The organism is Vibrio sp. B183 (assembly GCF_000740665.1).
GTDB classification, from domain to species: Bacteria; Pseudomonadota; Gammaproteobacteria; order Enterobacterales; family Vibrionaceae; genus Vibrio; species Vibrio coralliilyticus.
In genome coordinates this window covers 412,579-433,521 of sequence record NZ_JPQB01000005.1, presented here as the reverse complement: position 1 = coordinate 433,521, position 20,943 = coordinate 412,579, and the positions used below count along the sequence as shown (strand labels likewise).

The 20,943-nt window shown below is 45.2% G+C and carries 22 protein-coding genes; 9 read left to right on the top strand and 13 right to left on the bottom strand.

Annotation, left to right across the window (positions count from 1 at the left end; all coding sequences use genetic code 11):
* Window positions 1-4 precede the first annotated feature (4 nt).
* From IX95_RS07670 to IX95_RS07650, 5 genes are all read right to left on the bottom strand, one after another.
* Window positions 5-733: a GGDEF domain-containing protein gene (locus tag IX95_RS07670; protein WP_006960499.1), complete on the bottom strand. Its 729-nt coding sequence runs from the start codon at window positions 731-733 to the stop codon at window positions 5-7.
* Window positions 734-767: 34 nt separating this feature from the next.
* Entirely contained in the window at window positions 768-1,076 is a 309-nt protein-coding gene (locus IX95_RS07665; RefSeq protein WP_019276654.1) for a helix-turn-helix domain-containing protein, read from the bottom strand.
* A gap of 345 nt (window positions 1,077-1,421) precedes the next feature.
* Window positions 1,422-2,402 carry an N-acetyl-D-Glu racemase DgcA gene (gene dgcA / locus IX95_RS07660; RefSeq protein ID WP_038158393.1) on the bottom strand — a complete coding sequence of 327 codons (981 nt, stop codon included), beginning with the start codon at window positions 2,400-2,402 and terminating at the stop codon, window positions 1,422-1,424.
* Between the two features lie 8 nt (window positions 2,403-2,410).
* Entirely contained in the window at window positions 2,411-3,415 is a 1,005-nt protein-coding gene (gene dgcN, locus IX95_RS07655) for an N-acetyltransferase DgcN (RefSeq protein WP_038158391.1), read from the bottom strand.
* Window positions 3,416-3,513: 98 nt separating this feature from the next.
* Complete coding sequence (locus IX95_RS07650; RefSeq protein WP_038158389.1) at window positions 3,514-4,398, bottom strand: LysR family transcriptional regulator; 885 nt, start codon at window positions 4,396-4,398, stop codon at window positions 3,514-3,516.
* A gap of 151 nt (window positions 4,399-4,549) precedes the next feature.
* Here IX95_RS07650 and yegD point away from each other — a divergent pair, with 151 nt between their 5' ends.
* From yegD to IX95_RS07635, 3 genes are all read left to right on the top strand, one after another.
* Window positions 4,550-5,902, top strand: a complete 1,353-nt coding sequence (yegD, locus tag IX95_RS07645; protein ID WP_038158386.1) for a molecular chaperone — start codon at window positions 4,550-4,552, stop codon at window positions 5,900-5,902.
* 389 nt (window positions 5,903-6,291) lie between these two features.
* Window positions 6,292-7,293: a porin gene (locus IX95_RS07640; RefSeq protein ID WP_019276659.1), complete on the top strand. Its 1,002-nt coding sequence runs from the start codon at window positions 6,292-6,294 to the stop codon at window positions 7,291-7,293.
* A gap of 191 nt (window positions 7,294-7,484) precedes the next feature.
* Window positions 7,485-8,099, top strand: coding sequence for a fumarylacetoacetate hydrolase family protein (locus tag IX95_RS07635; RefSeq protein ID WP_038158384.1), 615 nt, complete (start codon window positions 7,485-7,487; stop codon window positions 8,097-8,099).
* Window positions 8,100-8,274: 175 nt separating this feature from the next.
* On the opposite strand, the gene IX95_RS07630 is transcribed toward IX95_RS07635, so the two are convergent.
* The 3 genes from IX95_RS07630 to IX95_RS07620 form a co-directional block, all read right to left on the bottom strand.
* Window positions 8,275-8,583 carry an AzlD domain-containing protein gene (locus IX95_RS07630; protein WP_006960515.1) on the bottom strand — a complete coding sequence of 103 codons (309 nt, stop codon included), beginning with the start codon at window positions 8,581-8,583 and terminating at the stop codon, window positions 8,275-8,277.
* On the bottom strand, window positions 8,583-9,299 hold the full coding sequence (locus IX95_RS07625) for an AzlC family ABC transporter permease (RefSeq protein ID WP_171354518.1): 717 nt from the start codon (window positions 9,297-9,299) through the stop codon (window positions 8,583-8,585). Before IX95_RS07625 ends, IX95_RS07630 begins: the two co-directional genes overlap by 1 nt.
* A gap of 76 nt (window positions 9,300-9,375) precedes the next feature.
* The gene (locus tag IX95_RS07620; protein WP_038158380.1) at window positions 9,376-10,203 is read right to left on the bottom strand and encodes an AraC family transcriptional regulator; all 828 of its coding nucleotides are present in this window, start codon (window positions 10,201-10,203) and stop codon (window positions 9,376-9,378) included.
* A 211-nt stretch (window positions 10,204-10,414) separates the two neighbouring features.
* On the opposite strand from IX95_RS07620, the gene IX95_RS07615 reads away from it, so the two are divergent.
* From IX95_RS07615 to IX95_RS07590, 6 genes are all read left to right on the top strand, one after another.
* Window positions 10,415-11,053 (top strand): LysE family translocator, encoded by a 639-nt coding sequence (locus IX95_RS07615; RefSeq protein ID WP_038158378.1) that lies wholly within the window; start codon window positions 10,415-10,417, stop codon window positions 11,051-11,053.
* 49 nt (window positions 11,054-11,102) lie between these two features.
* A complete protein-coding gene (locus IX95_RS07610; protein ID WP_021457600.1) occupies window positions 11,103-11,522 on the top strand; it encodes a GNAT family N-acetyltransferase in 420 nt (139 codons plus the stop codon).
* Window positions 11,523-11,605: 83 nt separating this feature from the next.
* Window positions 11,606-11,971 carry a hypothetical protein gene (locus IX95_RS07605; protein ID WP_038158375.1) on the top strand — a complete coding sequence of 122 codons (366 nt, stop codon included), beginning with the start codon at window positions 11,606-11,608 and terminating at the stop codon, window positions 11,969-11,971.
* A 92-nt stretch (window positions 11,972-12,063) separates the two neighbouring features.
* A complete protein-coding gene (locus IX95_RS07600; RefSeq protein ID WP_038158373.1) occupies window positions 12,064-14,166 on the top strand; it encodes a protein-disulfide reductase DsbD family protein in 2,103 nt (700 codons plus the stop codon).
* Window positions 14,166-14,666, top strand: coding sequence for a protein disulfide oxidoreductase (locus IX95_RS07595; protein WP_038158371.1), 501 nt, complete (start codon window positions 14,166-14,168; stop codon window positions 14,664-14,666). The genes IX95_RS07600 and IX95_RS07595 overlap by 1 nt, the downstream gene beginning before the upstream one ends.
* Window positions 14,667-14,676: 10 nt before the next feature.
* Window positions 14,677-15,378: a DsbA family protein gene (locus IX95_RS07590; protein WP_038158369.1), complete on the top strand. Its 702-nt coding sequence runs from the start codon at window positions 14,677-14,679 to the stop codon at window positions 15,376-15,378.
* A gap of 46 nt (window positions 15,379-15,424) precedes the next feature.
* Here IX95_RS07590 and IX95_RS07585 read toward each other — a convergent pair whose 3' ends face one another.
* The 5 genes from IX95_RS07585 to vpsN form a co-directional block, all read right to left on the bottom strand.
* The gene (locus tag IX95_RS07585; protein WP_081885412.1) at window positions 15,425-16,774 is read right to left on the bottom strand and encodes an O-antigen ligase family protein; all 1,350 of its coding nucleotides are present in this window, start codon (window positions 16,772-16,774) and stop codon (window positions 15,425-15,427) included.
* A gap of 28 nt (window positions 16,775-16,802) precedes the next feature.
* A complete protein-coding gene (locus IX95_RS07580; RefSeq protein ID WP_051912495.1) occupies window positions 16,803-17,360 on the bottom strand; it encodes a hypothetical protein in 558 nt (185 codons plus the stop codon).
* 154 nt (window positions 17,361-17,514) lie between these two features.
* Window positions 17,515-18,207, bottom strand: coding sequence for a VpsP family polysaccharide biosynthesis protein (locus IX95_RS07575; RefSeq protein WP_038158365.1), 693 nt, complete (start codon window positions 18,205-18,207; stop codon window positions 17,515-17,517).
* Complete coding sequence (vpsO, locus tag IX95_RS07570) at window positions 18,207-20,411, bottom strand: exopolysaccharide regulatory tyrosine autokinase VpsO (protein ID WP_006960542.1); 2,205 nt, start codon at window positions 20,409-20,411, stop codon at window positions 18,207-18,209. Before vpsO ends, IX95_RS07575 begins: the two co-directional genes overlap by 1 nt.
* A gap of 9 nt (window positions 20,412-20,420) precedes the next feature.
* The gene (gene vpsN, locus IX95_RS07565; protein ID WP_038158363.1) at window positions 20,421-20,939 is read right to left on the bottom strand and encodes an exopolysaccharide export protein VpsN; all 519 of its coding nucleotides are present in this window, start codon (window positions 20,937-20,939) and stop codon (window positions 20,421-20,423) included.
* Between the last annotated feature and the right edge of the window lie 4 nt (window positions 20,940-20,943).

Here is a 20,943-nt window from a genome sequence, read left to right as displayed (position 1 = left end):
CGGCTCAGGTCTCGTTAACCTGGGCGGGTTTACGGCCTCTAGATGTTGATCTTCGCCTCTTCATCAGATACATGTTTTTATCGGCACGGGTAATTGCTGAAAATAACTCGCCTTTAGCACTACCCGATATACCATAGCTAAACTCAATTTCAGAGTTTGCCACGTATCCTAGCAACCGTTCAATGAAGTCACCGCTACGCCCGGGTTGGACATAAGCAATAAATTCATCTCCACCATATCGAACCAAATATTCATTCTTGAGAATGCAATGAGACAAATATCGAGCAAATAATACGAGTAAAGCATCACCGTAATCATGGCCAAGCGTATCGTTGATAGATTTAAAGTTATCAATATCCAGATAGATGACGTCGTAATCCTTTTCTGGGATCTTGCGCATGAATTTTCGATTATTAAGTTGGGTAAGATGATCTTTTTCTGATTCTTCTTTGAGTTTAAAATATAACGAAGATACGCCAGATAGCATCAAAATATGAGCAATTAGCAGCGTTGTCGACGAAATTAACAAAACTTCATCTTTATGATCAGAACTAATAGCAGGCCATGACAACTGACAATAGTTGATGAATAGCTCAATGATCATCGAAATCATTGCTAATAAACATCCATACAGTATTTTATTGCTCACCTGATGGCGCAATAAAAGATAGGATATATAGAGAAGAATTATTATTTTTGTCAGTTGTATGGCGAGGTCGAGTTCAGAAATCATTGTCGTGTCTATCCAAAACAGCAAAGATGCTAACTTATTGTTTTTGAATTCCTTCTAGTATTTTTAGAATATCAAGCTTTGTTGTTTCACTGTGGCTGGAGGCTTCTATTATGATATTTGCTAACGTATCGTCATCACAGTAGAAGTAAGCGACGGTTATCTCTAGCGCCGCAGATATGCGTTTTACGGTCGTGTAATCAGGAGCATGTTTACCAGTTTCGTACTGACTAATTCTAGCGCTTGCGCTTCCTGACTCCATCCCTAGTTTTTGCCCCAGCTCTTCCTGAGTGATACCTCTTTTCTTTCTTATGTCTCTTAGCCTTCTAGGTAATGGGCTGGTCATGCAGTGAGTACCTCCACTATCAAAGCAGAGTCATTTTAACCTTATAGTATTAGATATATTACTAAGGAATTTTTAGATTCTAAGTTTTTGGGTATATCTATTAAATAAGCAATGACTTTTTCACTGTTATCGACAGCTGTTTTATGAACTTTAGAACAATATTTTGTTAATTCATGATGCGATTTAAGTGAGGGGCTATTATCGATATATTTGTGATTATTTTTTCTAGCACTTTATTACTAGTTTGATCTAGTTAATAGGAACTATTTTGATCAATAAGTAAACAGAAGCCCCCGAATAAACAGTTCATATTTAATTCGGGGTTATAAAATTGGAAGGAATATATTATTTTTGATGATTGTTTAAACCTAAAGTTCCAGATTGATAAATTAAGCCATCAGGGATATCCGTGCCAAGTAGCACTGGCCCGTCCAAGTCAACAATCTCTGCTCGGGTTGCGATAGGTAAAGCAGCCTTCATTGCTAACGAGGTACCGAGCATGCAGCCCACCATAATAGAAAACCCTTTCGCTCTGGCTTCTTGTTCCAACGCCAGTGCTTCTGTTAGGCCGCCCGATTTATCTAGCTTAATATTGATCATCTCGTAACATCCCTCTAAGCGGGAGAGGTCGCTACGCACATGGCAACTCTCATCAGCACATATAGGAATCGGATGTGAGATCCCCTTTAATAAACCATCTTGACCTTTGGGAACGGGTTGCTCGATCATAGTGATATTAAGCTGTTCTAATGCTGAAAATAGCTCGCTGAGATCTTCATTCTGCCAGGCTTCGTTGGCATCAAGGATAATTTTGCATTCTGGCGCTGCACGTCTAACGGCAGTGACTCGCGGTACAATGTCTTTGTCGTCCAGTTTGACCTTGAGCAGAGTGGCGCCCTGCTCGATATAATCACTGGCTTGTTGCGCCATTTTTTCTGGTATATCGATCGAGACCGTCATCGCTGTCTCGATTTGTGAGCGGATATCAAAGTAGGGAGATGGAAAGTGTAATCCGTCCGTCTTTGCAATCAAATCCCATAATGCACAGTCGAGCGCGTTTCTTGCGGCTCCAGCCGGCATTTTCTGCAGCGCGACTTTTGCTTCAGCAGCGGAAAGCGTTTTCAACGTAGGAATAATTTGATGAATTTGCGTCAATACTGATTCAACGCTTTCGCCATACCTCGGGTAAGGTGTACATTCTCCCATCGCAACATGAGATAGATGGTGGATCTCCACTCGAACTACATCACAATGCGTTCTTACTCCTCGCGAGATGGCAAAAGGACGAGCTAGAGGAATTGATTCACTGAATGCTGTAATGTCCATGTTTAGCCTCACAGAGTTTTAACATGTGCTGCAATTGCATCGATGCCGAATCTGACTGGGTCGGTGACCGGAACCTGATGTTGCTCTTGCCAATCGGCACAAAGCGCCATGGCATCTTCTTCACTAATAGCAGAGGTATTCAGACTGATACCTGCCAGTTGAGCATTAGGATTCGTCAGTTGTGCAGCTGCGAGGTTAGCGCTTATTGTTGCTTCAATTGTCGGTAATTGACAATGCGGTAGATGACGAATATGAGGGCGGCCAATTTCGTGGCATAGCACCAAAGCATCTGCCTGCGCGCCGTGTAGTAAGCCGAGACTCACGCCTGCAAAAGAGGGATTGAACAGTGAGCCTTGGCCTTCGATGATATCCCATTCGTGATCGGTAAATTCAGGGCTGATTTTCTCTACAGCGCCTGAAATGAAATCCGCAACAACCGCATCAATCGATATGCCTTGTCCGTCAATTAAGATGCCCGTTTGACCTGTGGCTTTAAATTGTGCTGAGACATCAATATTGTGCAGTGCTTTTTCTAGTGCCAATGCTGTAAACATTTTACCGACAGAGCAATCCGTACCGACAGTTAAGATACGTTTACCTTTACGTGGGATACCATTGCCTACTTCCAGATTTTGGTCAAAATGACGAACATCGTGCAGTTTAGTGATGCCTTGTTGTTCCAGCTCGGCCAGTTCAGGGATATCTTTTAGCCGTTGATGCATGCCGGAGGCAATTTCAAAGCCTAGCTCCGCCGCTTGAATTAAGCACTCTTGCCAGCTCTCAGGTATGAAGCCACCAGCATTGGCTGTACCAATGACGAGTGTCTTTGCTCCCTCGTTTTTTGCTTCTGCTAGCGTTAGATTGAGCAAACCTAGAGTGACAGTGTCACTCGTTAGGCGTAACTCACCAACACATTGTTCAGGTCGCCAAAGTGCAATACCTCGTGCCGTTTTCGCTGAAATCGGGTCGGTAACGTCGCCAAGAAAGAGTAAGTAAGGTTGAGCAATAGACATAAAGCATCCTTGATTAACAGAGTAAGCAGATGCATACACTCTATTGAACTCACTGCTCGATGCCGAATACCTATTTGTTGCTAGGGTATAACCTTAAGCTATACGCTTTGTCGCGCGGCTTCTTGGAGACGTTCAGCGAACCACTTGGCTGAAACAGAAAGCGGGTAATGCTGGCAGTAAATTAGAGAGACATTTACTGGTATCGCCGGCATCAATGAAGCACATTGGATCTGCGGATACGATTGATAATGCTTGGCGGTCCAAGGATCGATAATGGCGTTTGCCGCACCTTGCACGACCATTTCCGCGGCAACATTATAACTTCTAACGCTGACTTTCGGGTGAAAGTTGGGGGCGACGGTATGAATCGATTGGTGCAGCTGAAACCCAAGTGGATCTCGCGTGTCGAGTCCAACTAATGGCAGCGAACTCTCTAGTAGTTCCTGAAGCGTGACCGAGTGCTGAGCGGTCGTCTCTGCGGGGATCAGCACCTTCATTTCAGTATTGAGTAAAGTGTCTTGAACAATGGAAGAAGCGCTCTCTTCGCCAAAGCAAACGGCAAGATCTAACTCGTTTTTGACTAGGCCATCAATCAGTTCATCTCGATTTGCAGTGCACACTTCTAAGGTATAGTCCGTGTTATTACATACCTGCGCTATGACCGGTGCGAGGAAACCAGAGGCAAGTATTGGCGGTGAACCAATGCGGAGGTGATGCTGACCATGCTTGAGTTTGCTGGTTAAACTTCGAAATTGGCCAAGCTGTTGGTAGATCTTTTCCGCTTCCGTAATCAGAGACTGGGCTTCCTGAGTTGGAACCAGCCGACCTTTTATTCGATCAAACAGCGTGAAACCCAATTGCTGCTCAGTATGAGCCAGTACTCGGGTGATATTGGGCTGTGAAACATGAAGCTGCTTGGCTGCCCCTGACACTGTGCCTGCCTGCATGACGGCATAAAACACTTCTATCTGGCGTAGATTCACTTCCTTGCTTCCCTAAGTACATGAACGGATAGCGGCCACTTTAAAACAAATGGATGAAGTTAAAAAGAATTAACCTAACTGGGTTGACCTGTCTATAAGTGTAGGCTTTACTGTGCGGCCCGATTTTTGGTAGATGATAAAGAGGTGATTGATGGCGATTGGATTCGATTATGGAACGGCTAATTGTTCGGTAGCGGAATTGGTCAATGATGAGATCAGGCAGATCCCTCTAGTTGGAGATAGCTACTATATTCCATCTACTTTATGTGCGCCAACAGCGGAAGTTGTCTCTGAATATTTGTTTCGCTGTCTAGACATTGAGCCGGGTAGTGAAATCAGTGAAAGCGTACTGCGTCGAGCAATTAAGCTTAATCGCGAAGAAGGGCTGGAAGTACGCTCTGACGATATTCGATTTGGTCAACAAGCCTTAGAGCTCTATCTGGAAGGTCCCAAGGATGTTTATTACGTAAAATCCCCCAAATCGTTCCTTGGGGTGACAGGCCTGCGTGATATGCAGTTGGCCTTCTTTGAGGACTTGGTCTGCGCAATGATGGCCAATATCAAAACTCAGGCAGAATGCTCACTTCAAAAAGAGATTTCACAGACGGTCATTGGTCGCCCAGTGAACTTCCTTGGTCGGGGTGGAAATGATTCTAACCTACAGGCAGAAGGTATTTTGCGCCGCGCTGCCCGCCGAGCAGGCTTTAAAGATATCGAGTTTCAGTTTGAGCCTCTGGCGGCGGGTTTAGATTATGAAGCGAGCCTTGAACAGAATAAAAATGTGCTGGTTGTTGATATTGGTGGTGGTACAACAGATTGCTCATTTGTTCAGATGGGCCCAAGTTGGTGCGGAAAACAGGACAGAAGTGGGTCTTTGATTGCTCACTCTGGGCAACGAATTGGCGGTAATGACCTAGATATTTTCACTGCCTTTAAATGCTTTATGCAGGAGTTTGGTATAGGGTCAACTAGCCAGTCTGGCCTAGATATCCCAACCACTCAATTTTGGAACCCCATTGCAATCAACGATGTTCAGGCCCAGCGCAAGTTCTACGCACATGAAAACCTCAAGCAGCTACGACTATTGCTAAAGGAAGCTCGTGAACCTGAAAAACTGGCTAGACTAGTGCAATTGCATCAAGAAACCCTTGGTTACTCGGTGATTCGAGAAGCAGAGCAAACTAAGATAGCGTTGGCTGACGCGGCGGCTTACAACGCAAATCTGGATCTACTTTCTGAAGTGGTTTCACTATCTGTAACACGCCAACAAATGGAAGAAGCCATTGTCAATCCAACTGAGAAAATCAAAGCGCTGGTTATCGAAGCTATTAAGCAAAGTAGTATCAAGCCTGATGTGATTTACATGACAGGGGGCTCAGCCCGTTCACCTATCCTCACTGGGGCAGTGAAATCCGTACTTCCTGACACACCTGTGATAAGCGGGAACTATTTTGGTTCGGTAACGGCAGGGCTTGCTCGCTGGGCAAATACGATCTTCAGATAGCGGATGTAGAGTAACCAACTAGGTTGTTCCACCATTGCACTTTGCCTAATTACTATCCTGTTAATTTGACTGGATTTAGCTTTAAAAGCCCTCTATTGATAGAGGGCTTTTTGCTTTTTTCAAAAAAGTTCCGTTTAAATTTCAAAAAGTGTGAACTTGATCGAGAGGTAAGAAAAGGCCTCTTCTCTCACTAAAAACTTTAATACTTTCATGTGGTTAAAAATTGTTCACATTTTTGTTATTTGAGCAATTTCTAATAAATCTTCAAGCTAAGCACTTGGTTGCACTTCATTTTTAAATATTTCGTACTACGTTTTAATTGTTCGTGATGCTTTGGCCCTACAGGCCAGACACGGACAGAAGTTACAAACCTAAACGGACGTTAAGTTATGAAAATTAAATTATTAGCCGCTGCGATTGCGGCAACAGCATGTGGTACTAACGCTTTCGCTGCAGAAATCTACAATAGCGAAGGTTCAACAATTTCTATCGGTGGCTACGTAGATGTAGGCATCGGTGAGTATGACTCGGCAGATGAAGTGGAGGTGCATGATGTGTCTCCTCGAATCAACATCGCCGGAACACAAGATGTGGGCAATGGTGTTACTGTTGATGCGAAAGGTGAATGGGCTCTGAACTACCTAGATGGTGGTGACACCTCTTTCACTACTCGTTTGGGTTACATTGGTGCGACTCATGAGCAGTTCGGTCGATTTGTAGTCGGTACTCAGTGGTCTCCATACTACGATATCGCTGGTGTTGCGGATCTACCGATCGCGTTTGCGAATGACTTCCTATATGAAGATCACAACAATCTCGGTACGGCTCGTGGTGAAGACATGGTCAGTTACCGTAAAGCAATTGAACTGGGTGATTTAGGTAGTTTAAACCTTGGACTTGCGTGGCAAGGAGAGCACACAGATTCTGCAAATAGTAAGCTTTATGATGCTCGTGGACAGATCGCACTTTCAATGAATGTCTATGGCTTTAACCTTGGCTACTCATACAACGGTGGTGATGTTGCCAATGTTGACAGCCACTCCCATGTATTCGCGTTTAGCTCTGGTTCATACGGAGACGGCTTGTACTCAGCAGTTGTTTACGCAATGAACGAAAACATGAACCCTGGTAGCTCTCCTTTGGAAGAAAGCGATCAATATGAAATTCTTTTGGCTTACGCTCTAGGAAACGGTTGGAACTTAAGCGCAAACTATGAAGCTGTTGTTGATGACAAAGCAAGTAAAACTCAATACAGCCAGTCCGCATTGCAAGCTGAATATACCTTCACACCTAAGTTTATGGGCTTTGCAGGGTATCAGTTTGACCTAGGCAATGACATCAACGTGAAAGAGGAAGATAAGTGGACCATTGGTGCTCGTTACTTCCTATAAATCAATAAGATCTACTGCCTCAACACGTAATTGTGTTAGCGCCTATCCAGTGTTGGATAGGCGTTTTTCTATTTTCTGGGCAGGGTGTATCAATTATGGGGATTGGATCTTAGTTTCGAAACACGATGGGTTAATTCATTAATTTGTTGAATTAATATTGGCGTTCGGAGTAGAACGATCAGGGAAGTAGTATGAATTCGGTAAAACTTGGCGATAAAAGTATCTATCCTAGCAAAGTGGTTTGCGTGGGACGCAATTATCTTGAGCACATCAAAGAGCTAAATAATGCAATACCGGATGAAATGGTTGTGTTCAACAAACCGTCTTCTTCTATCTCTTCGCAGTTAATATCGCACCACGGTGAAACGCTACACTACGAGGGCGAAATCTGCTTTATCGTAAGTGGAGGTCAATTGAGTGCGGTTGGGCTCGGATTGGACCTAACCAAACGCGAGTTGCAATCCAAACTTAAGAATAAAGGGTTACCGTGGGAGCGCGCGAAAGCTTTCGACGGTTCAGCTGTATTTAGCCGTTTTATTTCTTTAGATGGTATTGCAATTGAATCTCTGGAAATTGAGCTGTTTGTTAACTGTGTTCGTGTTCAAAAGGGGGCCGTCACCCAAATGATGTATCCGCCCCAAACCATTCTTGAAGAGCTTAGAACGTACACCACTTTAAATGATGGCGATATCGTAATGACTGGCACCCCGCAAGGTGTTGGTGAAGTTCATACTGGTGATGTGTTCCTTGGACGATTAAAAGTTGAAGGTAAAACGCTGATCGAAATTGAATGGTCAGCGCAATAACTCTTTACCTTTCCCTTAGGGAAAGGAGTAACCTCTGAATTCTGGTTAACTCAGAGGTCGTTATTATGGGATGTTGTAATCAAGCTCCAAAAGGTGGTACTACTCAGCTAGGTGTACTGGTCAAGTGGGTCACGATACTAGGATGTGGTGTTTTGTTATTGGCTTTGATATTCGGCTAAAGCAGCTTTAGGCCAACAAACACCAGCATACTGGCTAAGGTCGTCAGTAACACATTTTTAGTTTTCCAAGCCAATATTGCCGCCAATATTGCAGAAAGTAGGTATGGGTTGTCTGGCGTAAGCCAGAGCTGCTTCTCAGGCATAAATACAATAGGAGCCCAGATTGCGGTCAGGACTGCCGGGCTTGAATAGCTGAGCAGGCGATGCGTTTTTGGGCTTAATCGCAATGGTAGCCTAGGCTCAAGAAATACATAACGGCTCAGGAAAACCAATGCTGTCATCGCTAAAATAGAAAGCATAATCATTATTTTGCCCCTCTTACTGTCTCGCAAACATAGCCCGCCACCATTCCGCATACGCTAGCAATCATTAGCCCTGACTCAATTTTCAAATAGCTGCATACCACCGAGACGAGAAGCGAAGTTAATACCGCCATTAATATAGGCAAGCTTTTGATGTTTGGGGTAACAATGGCAATGAATGTCGCGGCGACCGCAAATTCCAATCCGAGCTCATTCATTGCTGGGATCTTGCTACCAGCAATGATGCCTGCCAAGGTGGCGAGGTTCCAGCAAAGGTAAAAGCTGAGTCCAGCACCGAGTGCATACCAGCGATTGAACTGCTGTTCTGATTGTTGGCCACACAATGCAAACAACTCATCAGTGAGCAGAAAACCCAACCCTAATCGCCATTTGAGTGGCAACGAGCTGACTTTACTGCGCATAGACACACTGTATAAAAAGTGGCGTGAAGTAATAAAGAAGGTTGCCAGCAGCATAGTGGCGAGTCCAGCTCCGGCTTTTAACATACCTGTTGCCACCAACTGAGCTGAACCTGCAAAAAGAATCGCCGACAAAGCTTGGCTTTCTATCACAGTAAGACCGGCATCAATGGCAAAAGATCCTGCAAGCAGCCCCCAAGGAACAACGGCAAGGCTGAGAGGCATCATAGCGAATGCTCCTTGCATGAATAATCGTTGTTTACTTGGTGTGTATGGAGAATTCAATGTCGTACTACTCATAAAAATTTGATTGGTTGTTAGACTTGTAATTATTAATACACACGTAAAACCACGTGCCTTGTATAAAATTGCGCAGCTAAATGCTGTTGGCGTATTGCTTTGGGGTGACCCCCATAGCTCGTTTGAAGTGGCGATGAAAGTGGCTTTGATCGTGGAATCCGGATTCTTGAGCAACATCGGATATTTTCATGCCTTGACGCATCAGGCGCTTTGCGAATCTAAGTCGTGATTGGATTTGGTAGGAGTGTGGTGGCAACCCATACGCTTTCTGAAAGCTTCTCACAAGATGAAATGGGCTTAATCCTGCGAGTTTGGCCAGATCTTCCAACGATACATTCGCTTGTGGAAAGTCATCGAGAAACTCCTTAACGATACCAATTTGTTTAGAGCCAGACGTTATCAAATCGCTTGATTGTCGGCTTTTGCTATGGCGAGCGATGAGTTTAACCAGTGTGCCGTAAACCAACGTTTCTCTAAGTAGTTTATTGTCTGACTTTTCTAGTACATCAAAGACCAGCCTTAACTGTTGTGCCATTTCAGGGTCGTATACGACTGGCTCTGGGAAGTAAGGGGCAGATAATGTAGGGGTTAAACCTGAAGTTATCTGAGAGAACTGTTCAGGAAGAGGGTACATGGCTTTGTATTCCCATCCTCCTTCAGTCGCCGTCTGGCCGTTATGCACTTCATCCGCATTGACTAAAATAATGCTGTCTTGAGGCGCAATATGATTGCCTCCGGTTCGATAGAACTTTTGCGCGCCTTTCTCTATAACACCAACGGTATAGCCTTCGTGGCTATGGCGTGAAAAGTTTTGATGAGTATATTTCGCATCGAGTAACTCTAGCCCGCCAAGCTCAGAAGCAAATTGAAAACGTGCCGACTCCTTCTTTTTGATATCAGCCATTCCTAGAAACTCCACACTTAAAACTCTCACCAGTCTAGCTTATAAGTTTCGCTTATTTTTGTACAAAATTGCTTTCCTTTTAAGAAAAAGTTAATGGTCTGTGATGGTTTTATGTGTTGCTTTTTTGCTTTTTAATTGAGTTTTGTACCTAGTTATTGATCTTATTTTGATATAAAATCCCGCGTTTTATTGATTGTCTAATATAATAATTATGATTGATATGTCTGTGCTTCCAGTTTATTTAACTGCAGTGGTGGCACTTTTATTGTTGCCTGGCCCGGATATGCTTCTGATCGCCAGTTCAAGTATGAGTTATGGCCGTCGAGTAGGTGTTTTTGCCAGTTTGGGTAACGCGACATCAGGTGTGATCTTAACGCTGCTTGCTGCCGCGGGCGTCTCAGCCTTGGTGGCGATGAGCCCTCTAGCGCTTAAGGCGCTTCATCTTCTAGGTGGCGCTTACTTGTTAAAAATGGGCTGGGATTGTCTACGAGCGAGCGACAGTGGGAATCCTGATTTGGACCCGTCAAGTAAAGTGGCTGGGACTTTCTATCAGCGAGCATTAGTCAGTAACTTGCTTAACCCTAAAGCTTTAGTCTTCTTTGTCATGTTCTTACCTCAGTTTGTTTCGGTAAACATAGAGGCTTCATCTGGAGAACAAATGTTGGCATTGGGGTTACTGCTCAATGTGCTAGGGCTCGCTTTCAACTTCCTGTTGGTTGCATTGGTGGGTACTTTAGGTAAACCACTGCTTGAAAATGCCAAGTTCCGAACATACCAACATAAGTTCATGGGGCTGATTTTTGCCATTCTGGCATTTTGGATGCTAAGCTCGTTTATCGCAGAGTTGTAATGTAAGGCCAGCAATTGCTGGCCTTATTTGTTAAGAGGAAAGGACGCCTATGCACATCAGTTTCATGTTGAACCCGCCAAAGAACATTAAAGATGCTATCTACAATGGGCTGAAATCATTTAACCTCAAGCATTTTCCTGATGAAGACATTGTGTCGTTGGCGTGCATTGCTGAAAATGAACAAGGTGATTTTGTTGGCGGATTAACGGGTGAGATTTTTACAAATACACTTTTTGTTGAATTTTTATGGGTAGATGAAGTCAAACGCTCTGCTGGCACTGGTTCTAGCTTAATGGCTAGAGTCGAGCGAGAAGCTAAAGCCCATGGCGTAACGGATATTTACTTGGATACCTATTCGTTTCAGGCTGCGGAATTTTACCTCAAGCTTGGTTTTAAAGAAGTTGGGCGCTACGAAGGTTTCCCAACGGCAGGCGTTGATAAGATTTTTTTACAAAAGAAAATTGTATAGTGAAGTTCTGACACTACACTAACATTCACTTTAGCCGCATACCCATAATGGGGCGGTTTTAATCCTCGGGTTTTACAGAGTTAATGATCAAGCGTTTGAAATCTGCAGTGATGGCGAGAATTACCTTACTTTTGGTTGGGTGGGTTTTTGCTATCTGCTTTATGCAGAATACCAGCATCATTAGCATGTGCTCGTTTAAGCAGTCTGCTCTTACCGACACAATTCAGCTCACCGAGAACGGTGATGGCATTCAAAAACAGTGTGACCTGACAGAAAAGTTGCTCAGCAGTGCGAAGGTTAATCTTGATAACATGATGGTACCGATGTTTTTGTTCATCGTGGTCATCGTTGCCTGGCTGGTTCGGAGTCGACCAGAAGCCCCATCCTTTACCGAACCTATCGTCCCAAAATCTAGGGTTCACCTCACCTTGTGTGTTTTCAGAGAATAAATTCAGTCATGTGTTTCTGACTTCGGTCAGAGGATTTAATACGTCTGTTATATCAACCATTTACGAAAATGGTGACTATTTTGGAAATACACATGAGAAGTTTATTAAAAGACATGGTCATGAGTGCAATCTCTCTGTTGTTTGCACTGAGTACCTTGCTATTCACCACCCAAGCCTTTGCAGAAGTCGATACCGGCTGGATGACCAAGCAGGAGCATCCGCCGCTCAAAACTCGCTTTGTTCTTACGGGTCAGGCTGACGCTGCGAGTAAAACCGTAGAAGGCTTTCTAGAAGTTGAACTGGATGACGACTGGAAGACCTACTGGCGCAGCCCGGGAGAAGGTGGTGTTGCTCCTTCTATTGATTGGGGAGAGTCGACCAATCTTGAAAACGTAGAGTGGCACTGGCCTTACCCGGAACAGTTCAGTTTGCTTGGCATTAATACACTGGGCTATAAAGATAAAACCGTGATTCCTATGACGTTAGCAGTCAAGGATTTTGCTCAACCCGTTGTATTGGATGCCAAGCTAACGATGTCGTCCTGTACCACGATTTGTGTGCTTACGGATTACCCATTTTCACTCACTTTCACCCCAAGTGAGCTGATTATCAATCAAGACGCACTTTATACGCATGCCCAAGCCATCAGCCAGGTACCTAAGTCTTCGCCTTTGTTGTCGAATGCAAAAGCGACCTGGGATGCGAATGCCAATGTTCTTCAAGTTCAGATGACCAAAGCGCTTGGTTGGCAGGACCCAGACTTTATTGTCGATGGGCATTCGGATGATGCAAAGGAGTACAGCTACAAACTGACTGGCTATAGTGTTGATGGAGATACAGTTACGGCAACGTTTGATGTGTCGAGTTGGCTAGGCGACATCAGCTTTATTGAGCAGAGTATTTTTGTCACGGTTCAAGACAACAACTTTCTGGCTGAGCAGGACGTCACCGTCTCAAATGGGGTAGTGACCAAGACCGATATCTCTCTATTGCAGATGATTGGCTTTGCTCTGTTCGGCGGTTTGATTCTTAACGTCATGCCGTGTGTTCTACCTGTCTTGGGTATGAAGCTCAGCAGTATTGTGGCAGTTCAAGGTGTTGAACGACGCCAGATCCGCTGGCAGTTTCTCGCGTCTTCGGCTGGTATTCTTACCTCATTCTGGTTGCTGGCTGGGTTTCTGTTGATACTTAAGCTAACCGGAAATGCAGTGGGTTGGGGGATTCAGTTCCAAAGCGGTTGGTTTATCGCCATTATGGTGCTGGTCACCAGTCTGTTTGGTGCCAATATGTTGGGGTTGTTCGAGATCCGCCTGTCTTCAAAAACCAATACTTGGGCTGCATCAAAAGGCGATAATTCCTATGCCGGACACTTTACCCAAGGTATGTTTGCTACCTTGCTTGCCACTCCGTGTTCTGCCCCGTTCTTAGGAACAGCGGTAGCTTTTGCATTAGCCGCTAGCTCACTGGAGCTATTTACGATCTTTACTGCCTTAGCCGTAGGGATGGCGCTTCCTTGGATTGGTGTTGCGCTTTTCCCAGGTATTGCAAAACTGCTGCCGAAACCAGGCGCATGGATGAATAAGCTCAAACTCTTGTTCGGCGTCATGATGCTGGCGACCAGTATTTGGCTACTCACACTACTCAATAACCATATACCTCCGTTCTGGACGCTGCTTATTGCCTTGGTGGCATTTGTAGTTGTACTGATTCGCGTGAAAAAGGTGTATGGCGACAAAGCCATGGCGATTTCAGGTGGTGGTGCTGTGCTCTTGATAGCAGGCGGTTTTGTTCTAGCGAGCATGACTACTGATCATTGGGCAACACCCTTGCCTGATGATTTGGTTTGGGAGCGTTTATCGAATGAGCGGATAGAACAAGCCGTGAGTCAAGGCCAAACCGTATTTGTCAACGTGACGGCAGATTGGTGTGTTACCTGTAAAGCGAACAAAATTGGCGTCATTCTCCAGGATCCAGTCTATTCGGCACTGAAGCACCCATCGGTCACTTTGATTGAAGGGGACTGGACGCATCCAGATGGCTTAGTGACGGATTACCTGCGTGCCAATGGCCGATTTGGTGTGCCGTTTAACATTGTCTATGGGCCAAGTGCTCCCGAAGGTATCCCATTGCCTGTCATCTTATCAAGTGAGGCTATCATGGAAGCTATTGCAACCGCTGGGGGAGGGAACAGTTAGTGAAACGTTCTCTGCGTTACTGGCTTAAAGAGATTTTGATTCTGGTGGTATTGGCTATTGCGATTTCTGCGGCAATGGACTGGTTCCGTAGCCAGAGCCTACCGACTGAATCGGCGCCGCCGATCACGGGTGTCACTCTGGATGGAGAGTCAGTCGATGTGATTGCCATGAGCCATGAGCAGCCAGTGATGGTCTATTTCTGGGCGACTTGGTGTCCTGCGTGTAAGTTTGTCAGCCCAACGGTTGACTGGTTGAGTAAGTACTATCCGGTTATCGGTGTCGCTGGTTCGTCAGGAACCTCCGCTCGAGTTCGTCAGTTTATGCAGGCTCAAGAGTATCAATTTAGCAATATTAATGATGAAAGAGGGGAGATATTCAATCGTTGGAATATCTCCGTAACCCCAACCGTTTTCATAATCAAAGATGGCAAGGTGGAAAGCATTACAACAGGCATCATTACACCACCGGATATGTTAGCCAGACTTTGGTTAAATCAATAGGAACAATAAAGTGATTAAGAAATTAACAATAGCACTGGCGATGGGCGTTATGGCGCTATCGCCTCTGGCTCAAGCTCAAAATCAGGACGAGAAAATCAACGAAATTGTCGAGATGCTCAAAGCCAATCCAAGTGTCGTCGACGGGCTTCATGAGAGTCTGGGCATGTACGTTAAACAGCAGCAACAATTTGATCAGTTGCTATCGAGCAGCCAAGCGTACATCAATGACCCTAAGCACACCTCTATAGGGGCAGAAAATGCGGTGTTAACCTTGGTTAACGTGACAGATTACAGCTGCCCTTATTGTAAGAAGCTAGATCTTGAATTGCAGAAGCTGGTAGAGGACTACCCGCAGATCAAAGTCGTTAACTTGTATGTTCCGTTGAAAGAAGGTTCTTCGAGTGTTAACTCGGCGGGTTATGCTTTGAATGTGTGGCAAAACGCACGTGACAAGTATCCTCAAGTTCACGAGTTGCTAGTGGCGAAACCAGGTACTCACGATGCAATTTCTCTGGCTAAAATCGCCAAGAAAACAGGTACAGAGCAATACCTGAACAACCCTGAAGACATTGAAAAGCAGTTGGAAAACAATTACGTGTTGTTCAATGGCTTCGGTTTGCGTGGAACGCCTGCTTTGATTGTCGGCGAGAGCGTGATACCAGGTTATGTGCCTTACGATAAACTGGAAGAAATCGTAGAGAAGCAATTGTAATGAAAAAGGAACACTCCCTCATTGCGAGGGAGTGTTCGCTTACTCGCTAGTCATCTGAGCGTTTACGTTTTACGGCAGGGATGGCAAAAACCCAGTGAGCGATGAGTAGACAAAGTAAGAAATAGATAGTCGTTGCTGGTGCTTGCAGTGGGAAATCAACACTCATGTGGATCAGCATCCCTAATATAGCCATAAAAGCCCCAAGCCCTGCCCCTTTCATCTGACGGCTACGTCGATTTCGAAAAGCTTGCATCGACTTAAGCAGAGCGGCGACAACACCCACTGCCAGTATTGATGTACCAATCAGACCATACTCGAAGACAAACTGGATATAGTCGTTGTGGGCGTGATCGTAAAAGAGCTGAATCTTTCCGTTGTTGTAGGCCTGAAACGACGAGTAAAAACTGCCTCCCCCCAAGCCAAGCAGAGGTTGATGTTGAATTGCCTCCAATGCGGCGTAAACCACGTCGTCACGCGATTCGTTGCTCAGGCTGGTTTCCACCAAACGTTGTTTGACTTTTTCTAGGCCAAACCAAGTGCTGACGATGACCGTATCGATCACAAACAGGCTGGCAATCAAAACGTACATACTTTTAGGCTTGTTCTTATACAGGAGCAACAGAAGCAAACTGCCTGTGGTTAAGGCGATGAAAAATGCCACGTTCCCCATTCTTGAACGCGTCAGCACTAAGGCAATCACCATGATAATCAAACCCAGGCGGATAAAAGCCTTATCGGACAGGAATACAGCGAAGAAGCGCTGTGCCGATAGGGTGATGCTTTGCTTTTGACTGTCTTGCAATTGGGAGATCAGCAATCCAAAACCAATGCATAGGTTAATCATCAGAAAGTTGGCTAAATGATTGTGATAAACGAAGCTACCAGACGCTCGATGTCCATTGGGTAAATCAAAAACGGGTGATAAGGGAAGATCAACCAACTGAATGACACCGGCATAAAAACCCTGACACACACCGCTGCTAACCATGACAAGAATAAGCGCTTTTAGCCGCGGCATATTGGTGATAACGACGGAAGCGATCAGGCAGATCTGCAAATAATGGAGTGTTTTTACTGAGGAAACGAGTGCTAGGCCGGTGTCCTCAAACGAACCAAAGGGAAGAACGGGTTGAATAAAAGCCCAAAGGGTAAATATTGCAAGTGGGATCAATACCCACCGAGTTCGTTTTAATTGATGTAGCCAGTGGTCAGTGGAAAAACACAGAATGCAAAACAGTAGTAATCCCGCTACGAAGAATTCATTGATCGACCACGCCCAAGGTCTGTTTCCTCCGAGAGGGATCGGTAGCCAAAATACAAATAAAAGAAACAGTGGGTAGATCAGACGTTCAAGGTAATTGGTCATAAAAACAGCACAAAAAAGAGGCAGGCTCATGGCCTGCCTTGAATAGACATATCAAAACTCAATTTGGCGAGGCAGTACCACCACCGCTACCATTGCCAGTACCCAATGCAGTAGTTGCGCCTGGGTTAACCGCTAAAGGTGGAGCGGTTGCAATACCCGCAGCGGTTGGTTCACTGATTAACGCCGGGTCAGCGCCGCCTGAAATCGCGGCAATCAGAATGTCTGTTGGGTCGAGCAAATTGAGCTCGGCGACAGCGTCGACGATATCCTGAGCATAGTCAGGAGCAGAGAACACCGCTTGTTGGATAAGCTGTTCGTACGCATCTGGATTGGCGTGGCTAACCACAATCGCTGTTGCTTTGGCGATTTGTTCAGGTGCCAGAGATTGTGTTGCCGCTTCGAGTACAGCCAGACTGTCATCGGAATGGCTTTGAGCAGCAAGAGAGAGAATATCGGTTGTTTGGTCAGGACAGCTGGTTAACAAACTGGCGAGAGTAGAAGTCAAGTCTGTCGCACTATCTAAGGACGCTTGGATTGCGTCGAGATCGGAACAGGCCACATTTGGTGTTTCTTCTGCCATTGTTTGTGCTGAAAACGCAAGGCTGGCAATCAACATCCATATTCTGTTTTTCATGGTGATAAGTCCTGAATACTCAATGTGAGCGGTAATAAGGCCAGTATATGGTCTTACACTGATTAATCGACAATTATTGATTTAACATTCTGTTTTTCTTAAAAATGATTCGCTCGTATGTTCAATTATGAAACACTCATACTTTGAGATAGCGGCACGAACCAATCGACGCATAGTCCACATCCTGCATCTGTTTCATCACGATACAAGCAAAGCGAAACTTGTTACTTTGCGTTAGGTAATCGCGAAATGTCTGGCGAACGTCTTTGTGTTTGATAGCTCGATAAATGTGTGGCATCGCTAGCTTCCTTTCCTTAGGTGTGAATGTCTGCCAGTTGGAGAGTGCCAGCGTTGCAATTTTTAGGTTCACTTCAGGAATAAAGGGGCCGTGAGTATCTGCTTGGATCAGGTATTGGCTTCGATTAGCCCCGCTGAGCTGAGTTTCTAAAGCCGCTAGGTTCGCCCAGGTGTTAGGCCAGTTCGGTCTAAGCTCTGCGCTATTGATGTATGCTTGCTTAGCCAAACTCAGATATTTGCCTTTCTCTGATTCGTCGCTGATGTACGCCTTCCATTCGTACACTTTTCCTTGTAAGTCAAAGTAGTGTGGGTGAGAAGAATGGTGATTAAGACTGGCGTCTATCAACTTTTCAGCGCTTTCTATTTCGCCTAGCTGCGGCTTCTCTTCTGACGCGTTCCAGTGCTCTATTTTATTTGAAACCGCTTTGGCGTAGAGCGAGGCCACACCAAAGTGATACGAAAGAAACAGAATGAACATGGCTGAGGCAGCTAGCCCCAGCTTAAACAACAAAGCGGAAACCTTGCCTTTCATTACGCGTTTTCGACTCCGTAATAAGACTGATACTGTTTGTAGCCGCTGTAAGCGGACGCTTTTTTAACGTTCAGTTTGTTAAGGATCACACCGTCAATCCTTGTGCCTTGCTGAGCGAGCTTGCCAACTACATCACGTACTGTTTTAGTTCGGGTATGCGAAGCATTGATGACGATGACCGCTGAATCAACATATCGCGATAGCATGAAGGCATCACTGACAGCCAGACAAGGTGGTGTGTCGATGATGATGCGATCATATTTGGTTCTCAGTTGCTCAACGAAATCGCCGAAGCCTGTTGAAGAGATAAGCTCAAGTGGGTTGTTGGTGTATGTCCCAGCGGCGAGAATATCCAGCTCAGACTCTTCATCGTGATAAATACAATCTTCGATAGCATGAGTTTTGGTTAGGATGTTCGTTACGCCTGGCTGAGCAGAAGGCAGACCAAAACGTCGGGCGACAGTCGGCTTTCTCAAATCGCAGTCGATCAGCAAGGTCTTTTCCATTTGCGCTAATGAAAGCGCTAGGTTGAGGGCTGACGTGGTTTTCCCTTCATCGGGCTGTGAAGACGTCACCATGACAACAGAATTTGACTTGTTTGAGTTCGCTAGCAAATATCCTGTGCGCACTGTTCGAACGGCTTCTGTCAACTGACGGTTACGCTCGTCGAAGTAGGCTTTGCCATCCAGTGGGCGTTTGGTTTTAAGTGCTGGAACGATTCCCAGAATTTCGAGTGACAACTGTTTTGATACCTGTTTGATATCGGTAAAGGTGTCATTCACTGCATCAGCAACGAATGCCATTACGCAGCCAAAACTCAAAGAAGCTAGGAATGCTAAGATGACGATCATCTTACGGTTTGGTTTACTTGGCGCAAGCGGAGGGCTCGCATAGTCGGTAAAACGTGCAATATTGGCGTTGAAATCGCTAGACGCATTGGTCTCTTTCTGGCGACTAAGGAACAGGTCAAACAGCTCACGGTTTGTTTGTACTTCGCGCTTCAACTCAGAGTATCTGGCGTTCTTGACGGTCAAAGCCTGAAACTCAACTTTGCGTTTTTCTAGTTCGCCACGAATGGTTTGCTCGGCTTGCCTGGCGGCTTTAAGCTCGTTATTGATACCATTGAGTAGTTGGTTTAACTCTGAGCGCAGGTTCTTCTTAACGGATTCTAACTCTGCAATTGCGGCCTTGAGCTTAGGGTGCTTAGGGCCGTAACGCTTAGAGAGTTCCGAAACTTTTCGTTCAGCCTGAACTTCTGCAACTTTGACATCACGAATGGTTGGATGGTTAGAAATCTCTGGTACCGAAGCAAGCGCTGACAACTGGTTTGAGTCAGATTTGTAGTTTCTGGCTACCTGGTACAGTGTTTCAGCTGCAACACGACGATCACGAGCTTTGTTTAACTGAGAGGTGAGTTCAGCCAACTCTTGTGAGGCGAGACTTTCCACCCCTTGAATATCAACTAGACCTTCTTGTTGTAAGAACGCTTGTAGCTGAGCTTCCGATTGACGCAGTTTTTCGCGCAAATCTCCAATACGCTCATTTAACCAGCTCGACGCCTGTTGAGTGACCTCAATTTTCGCTTCAATATTGCTGTCCATGAAAACGCGTCCGATTTCATTAGCAATTTGCGCGGATAGCTCTGGGTCTCTGCTGGTATAAGAGATCTGTACAAGCTGTGTCTTACGGATCGGGTTGATCGCTAATCCGCGTTTGAACTTGTAAAGTACTAGCTTGTTTCTTGCGTAGTCTGACTGCTCAAGCTCTTCATTGGGTAGAGACTTTCTAAAAGCTTGAAGGACAGGAAACCATTCCATCAAGCGATCTTTCAAAGAAACGTTGGATTCTTCCTGTGCTCGCGGATCAAACTCAGGGTGACTGGTCAGATTGAGACGACGAATCACTTCTTCGGAGACTCGGTCTGATTTCAAAATCTCTATTTGAGTGAGATAGTATTCCTGACTCTTGGTGTCTAAGCCGTAAAACTCTTCAATAGAGATGATGTTGGCTTGCTTAGATTCAATCAGAAGTGTTGCTCTAGCTGTGTACTTTGAAGGCAGTGAAAGTACCACCAATATCGCCAGAGCAGTGACCAGTATTGAGAAAATAATGATGCGCCACTTATAGTTAAGCAACACTTTAAAGTATTGGCGGATATCAATGAGCTCTTCTTTGCTCACCGGAGAATTCTGGGTATTTTCCATAATATTCAATTAAAAGAAGCTTTCTTCAACGGTGATAATGTCACCAGGTTGGATTCGGTGAAGTAGGGAGACACGAGTTGGTTTTGAATCTGGTTCGTCGCTGGACGAAACGAAGATTTTTGACTTTGAAGCTCGCTCAGTAAATCCACCCGCAATAGTGATGGCCTTATTCACGGTTAGCCCGGGATGAAACGGGTAACCGCCAGACGTGATGACTTCGCCGTTGATAAAGTAAGGACGATATTCCACGACACTGACGTAGACGTTCGGGTTGACCAGATAGCCGTCAAGCAATCCATCATGAATGGACTGCTTGACTTCTCTTAGAGTGCGGCCTTTGAGAGCGACGCTGCCAAGGAAAGGGTAATCGATAGAGCCACTATCGCTAACGCGGGTTTCTAGTGACAGTTCAGGTTCGTCATAAACCTGCACCTTAATCAGATCGCCAACGCCAAGACGATAAAGCTCATCGCTAGCAAAGACTTGAAACGAAACACATAGCAGCAGAATTGAAAATAGAGACTTCATGATC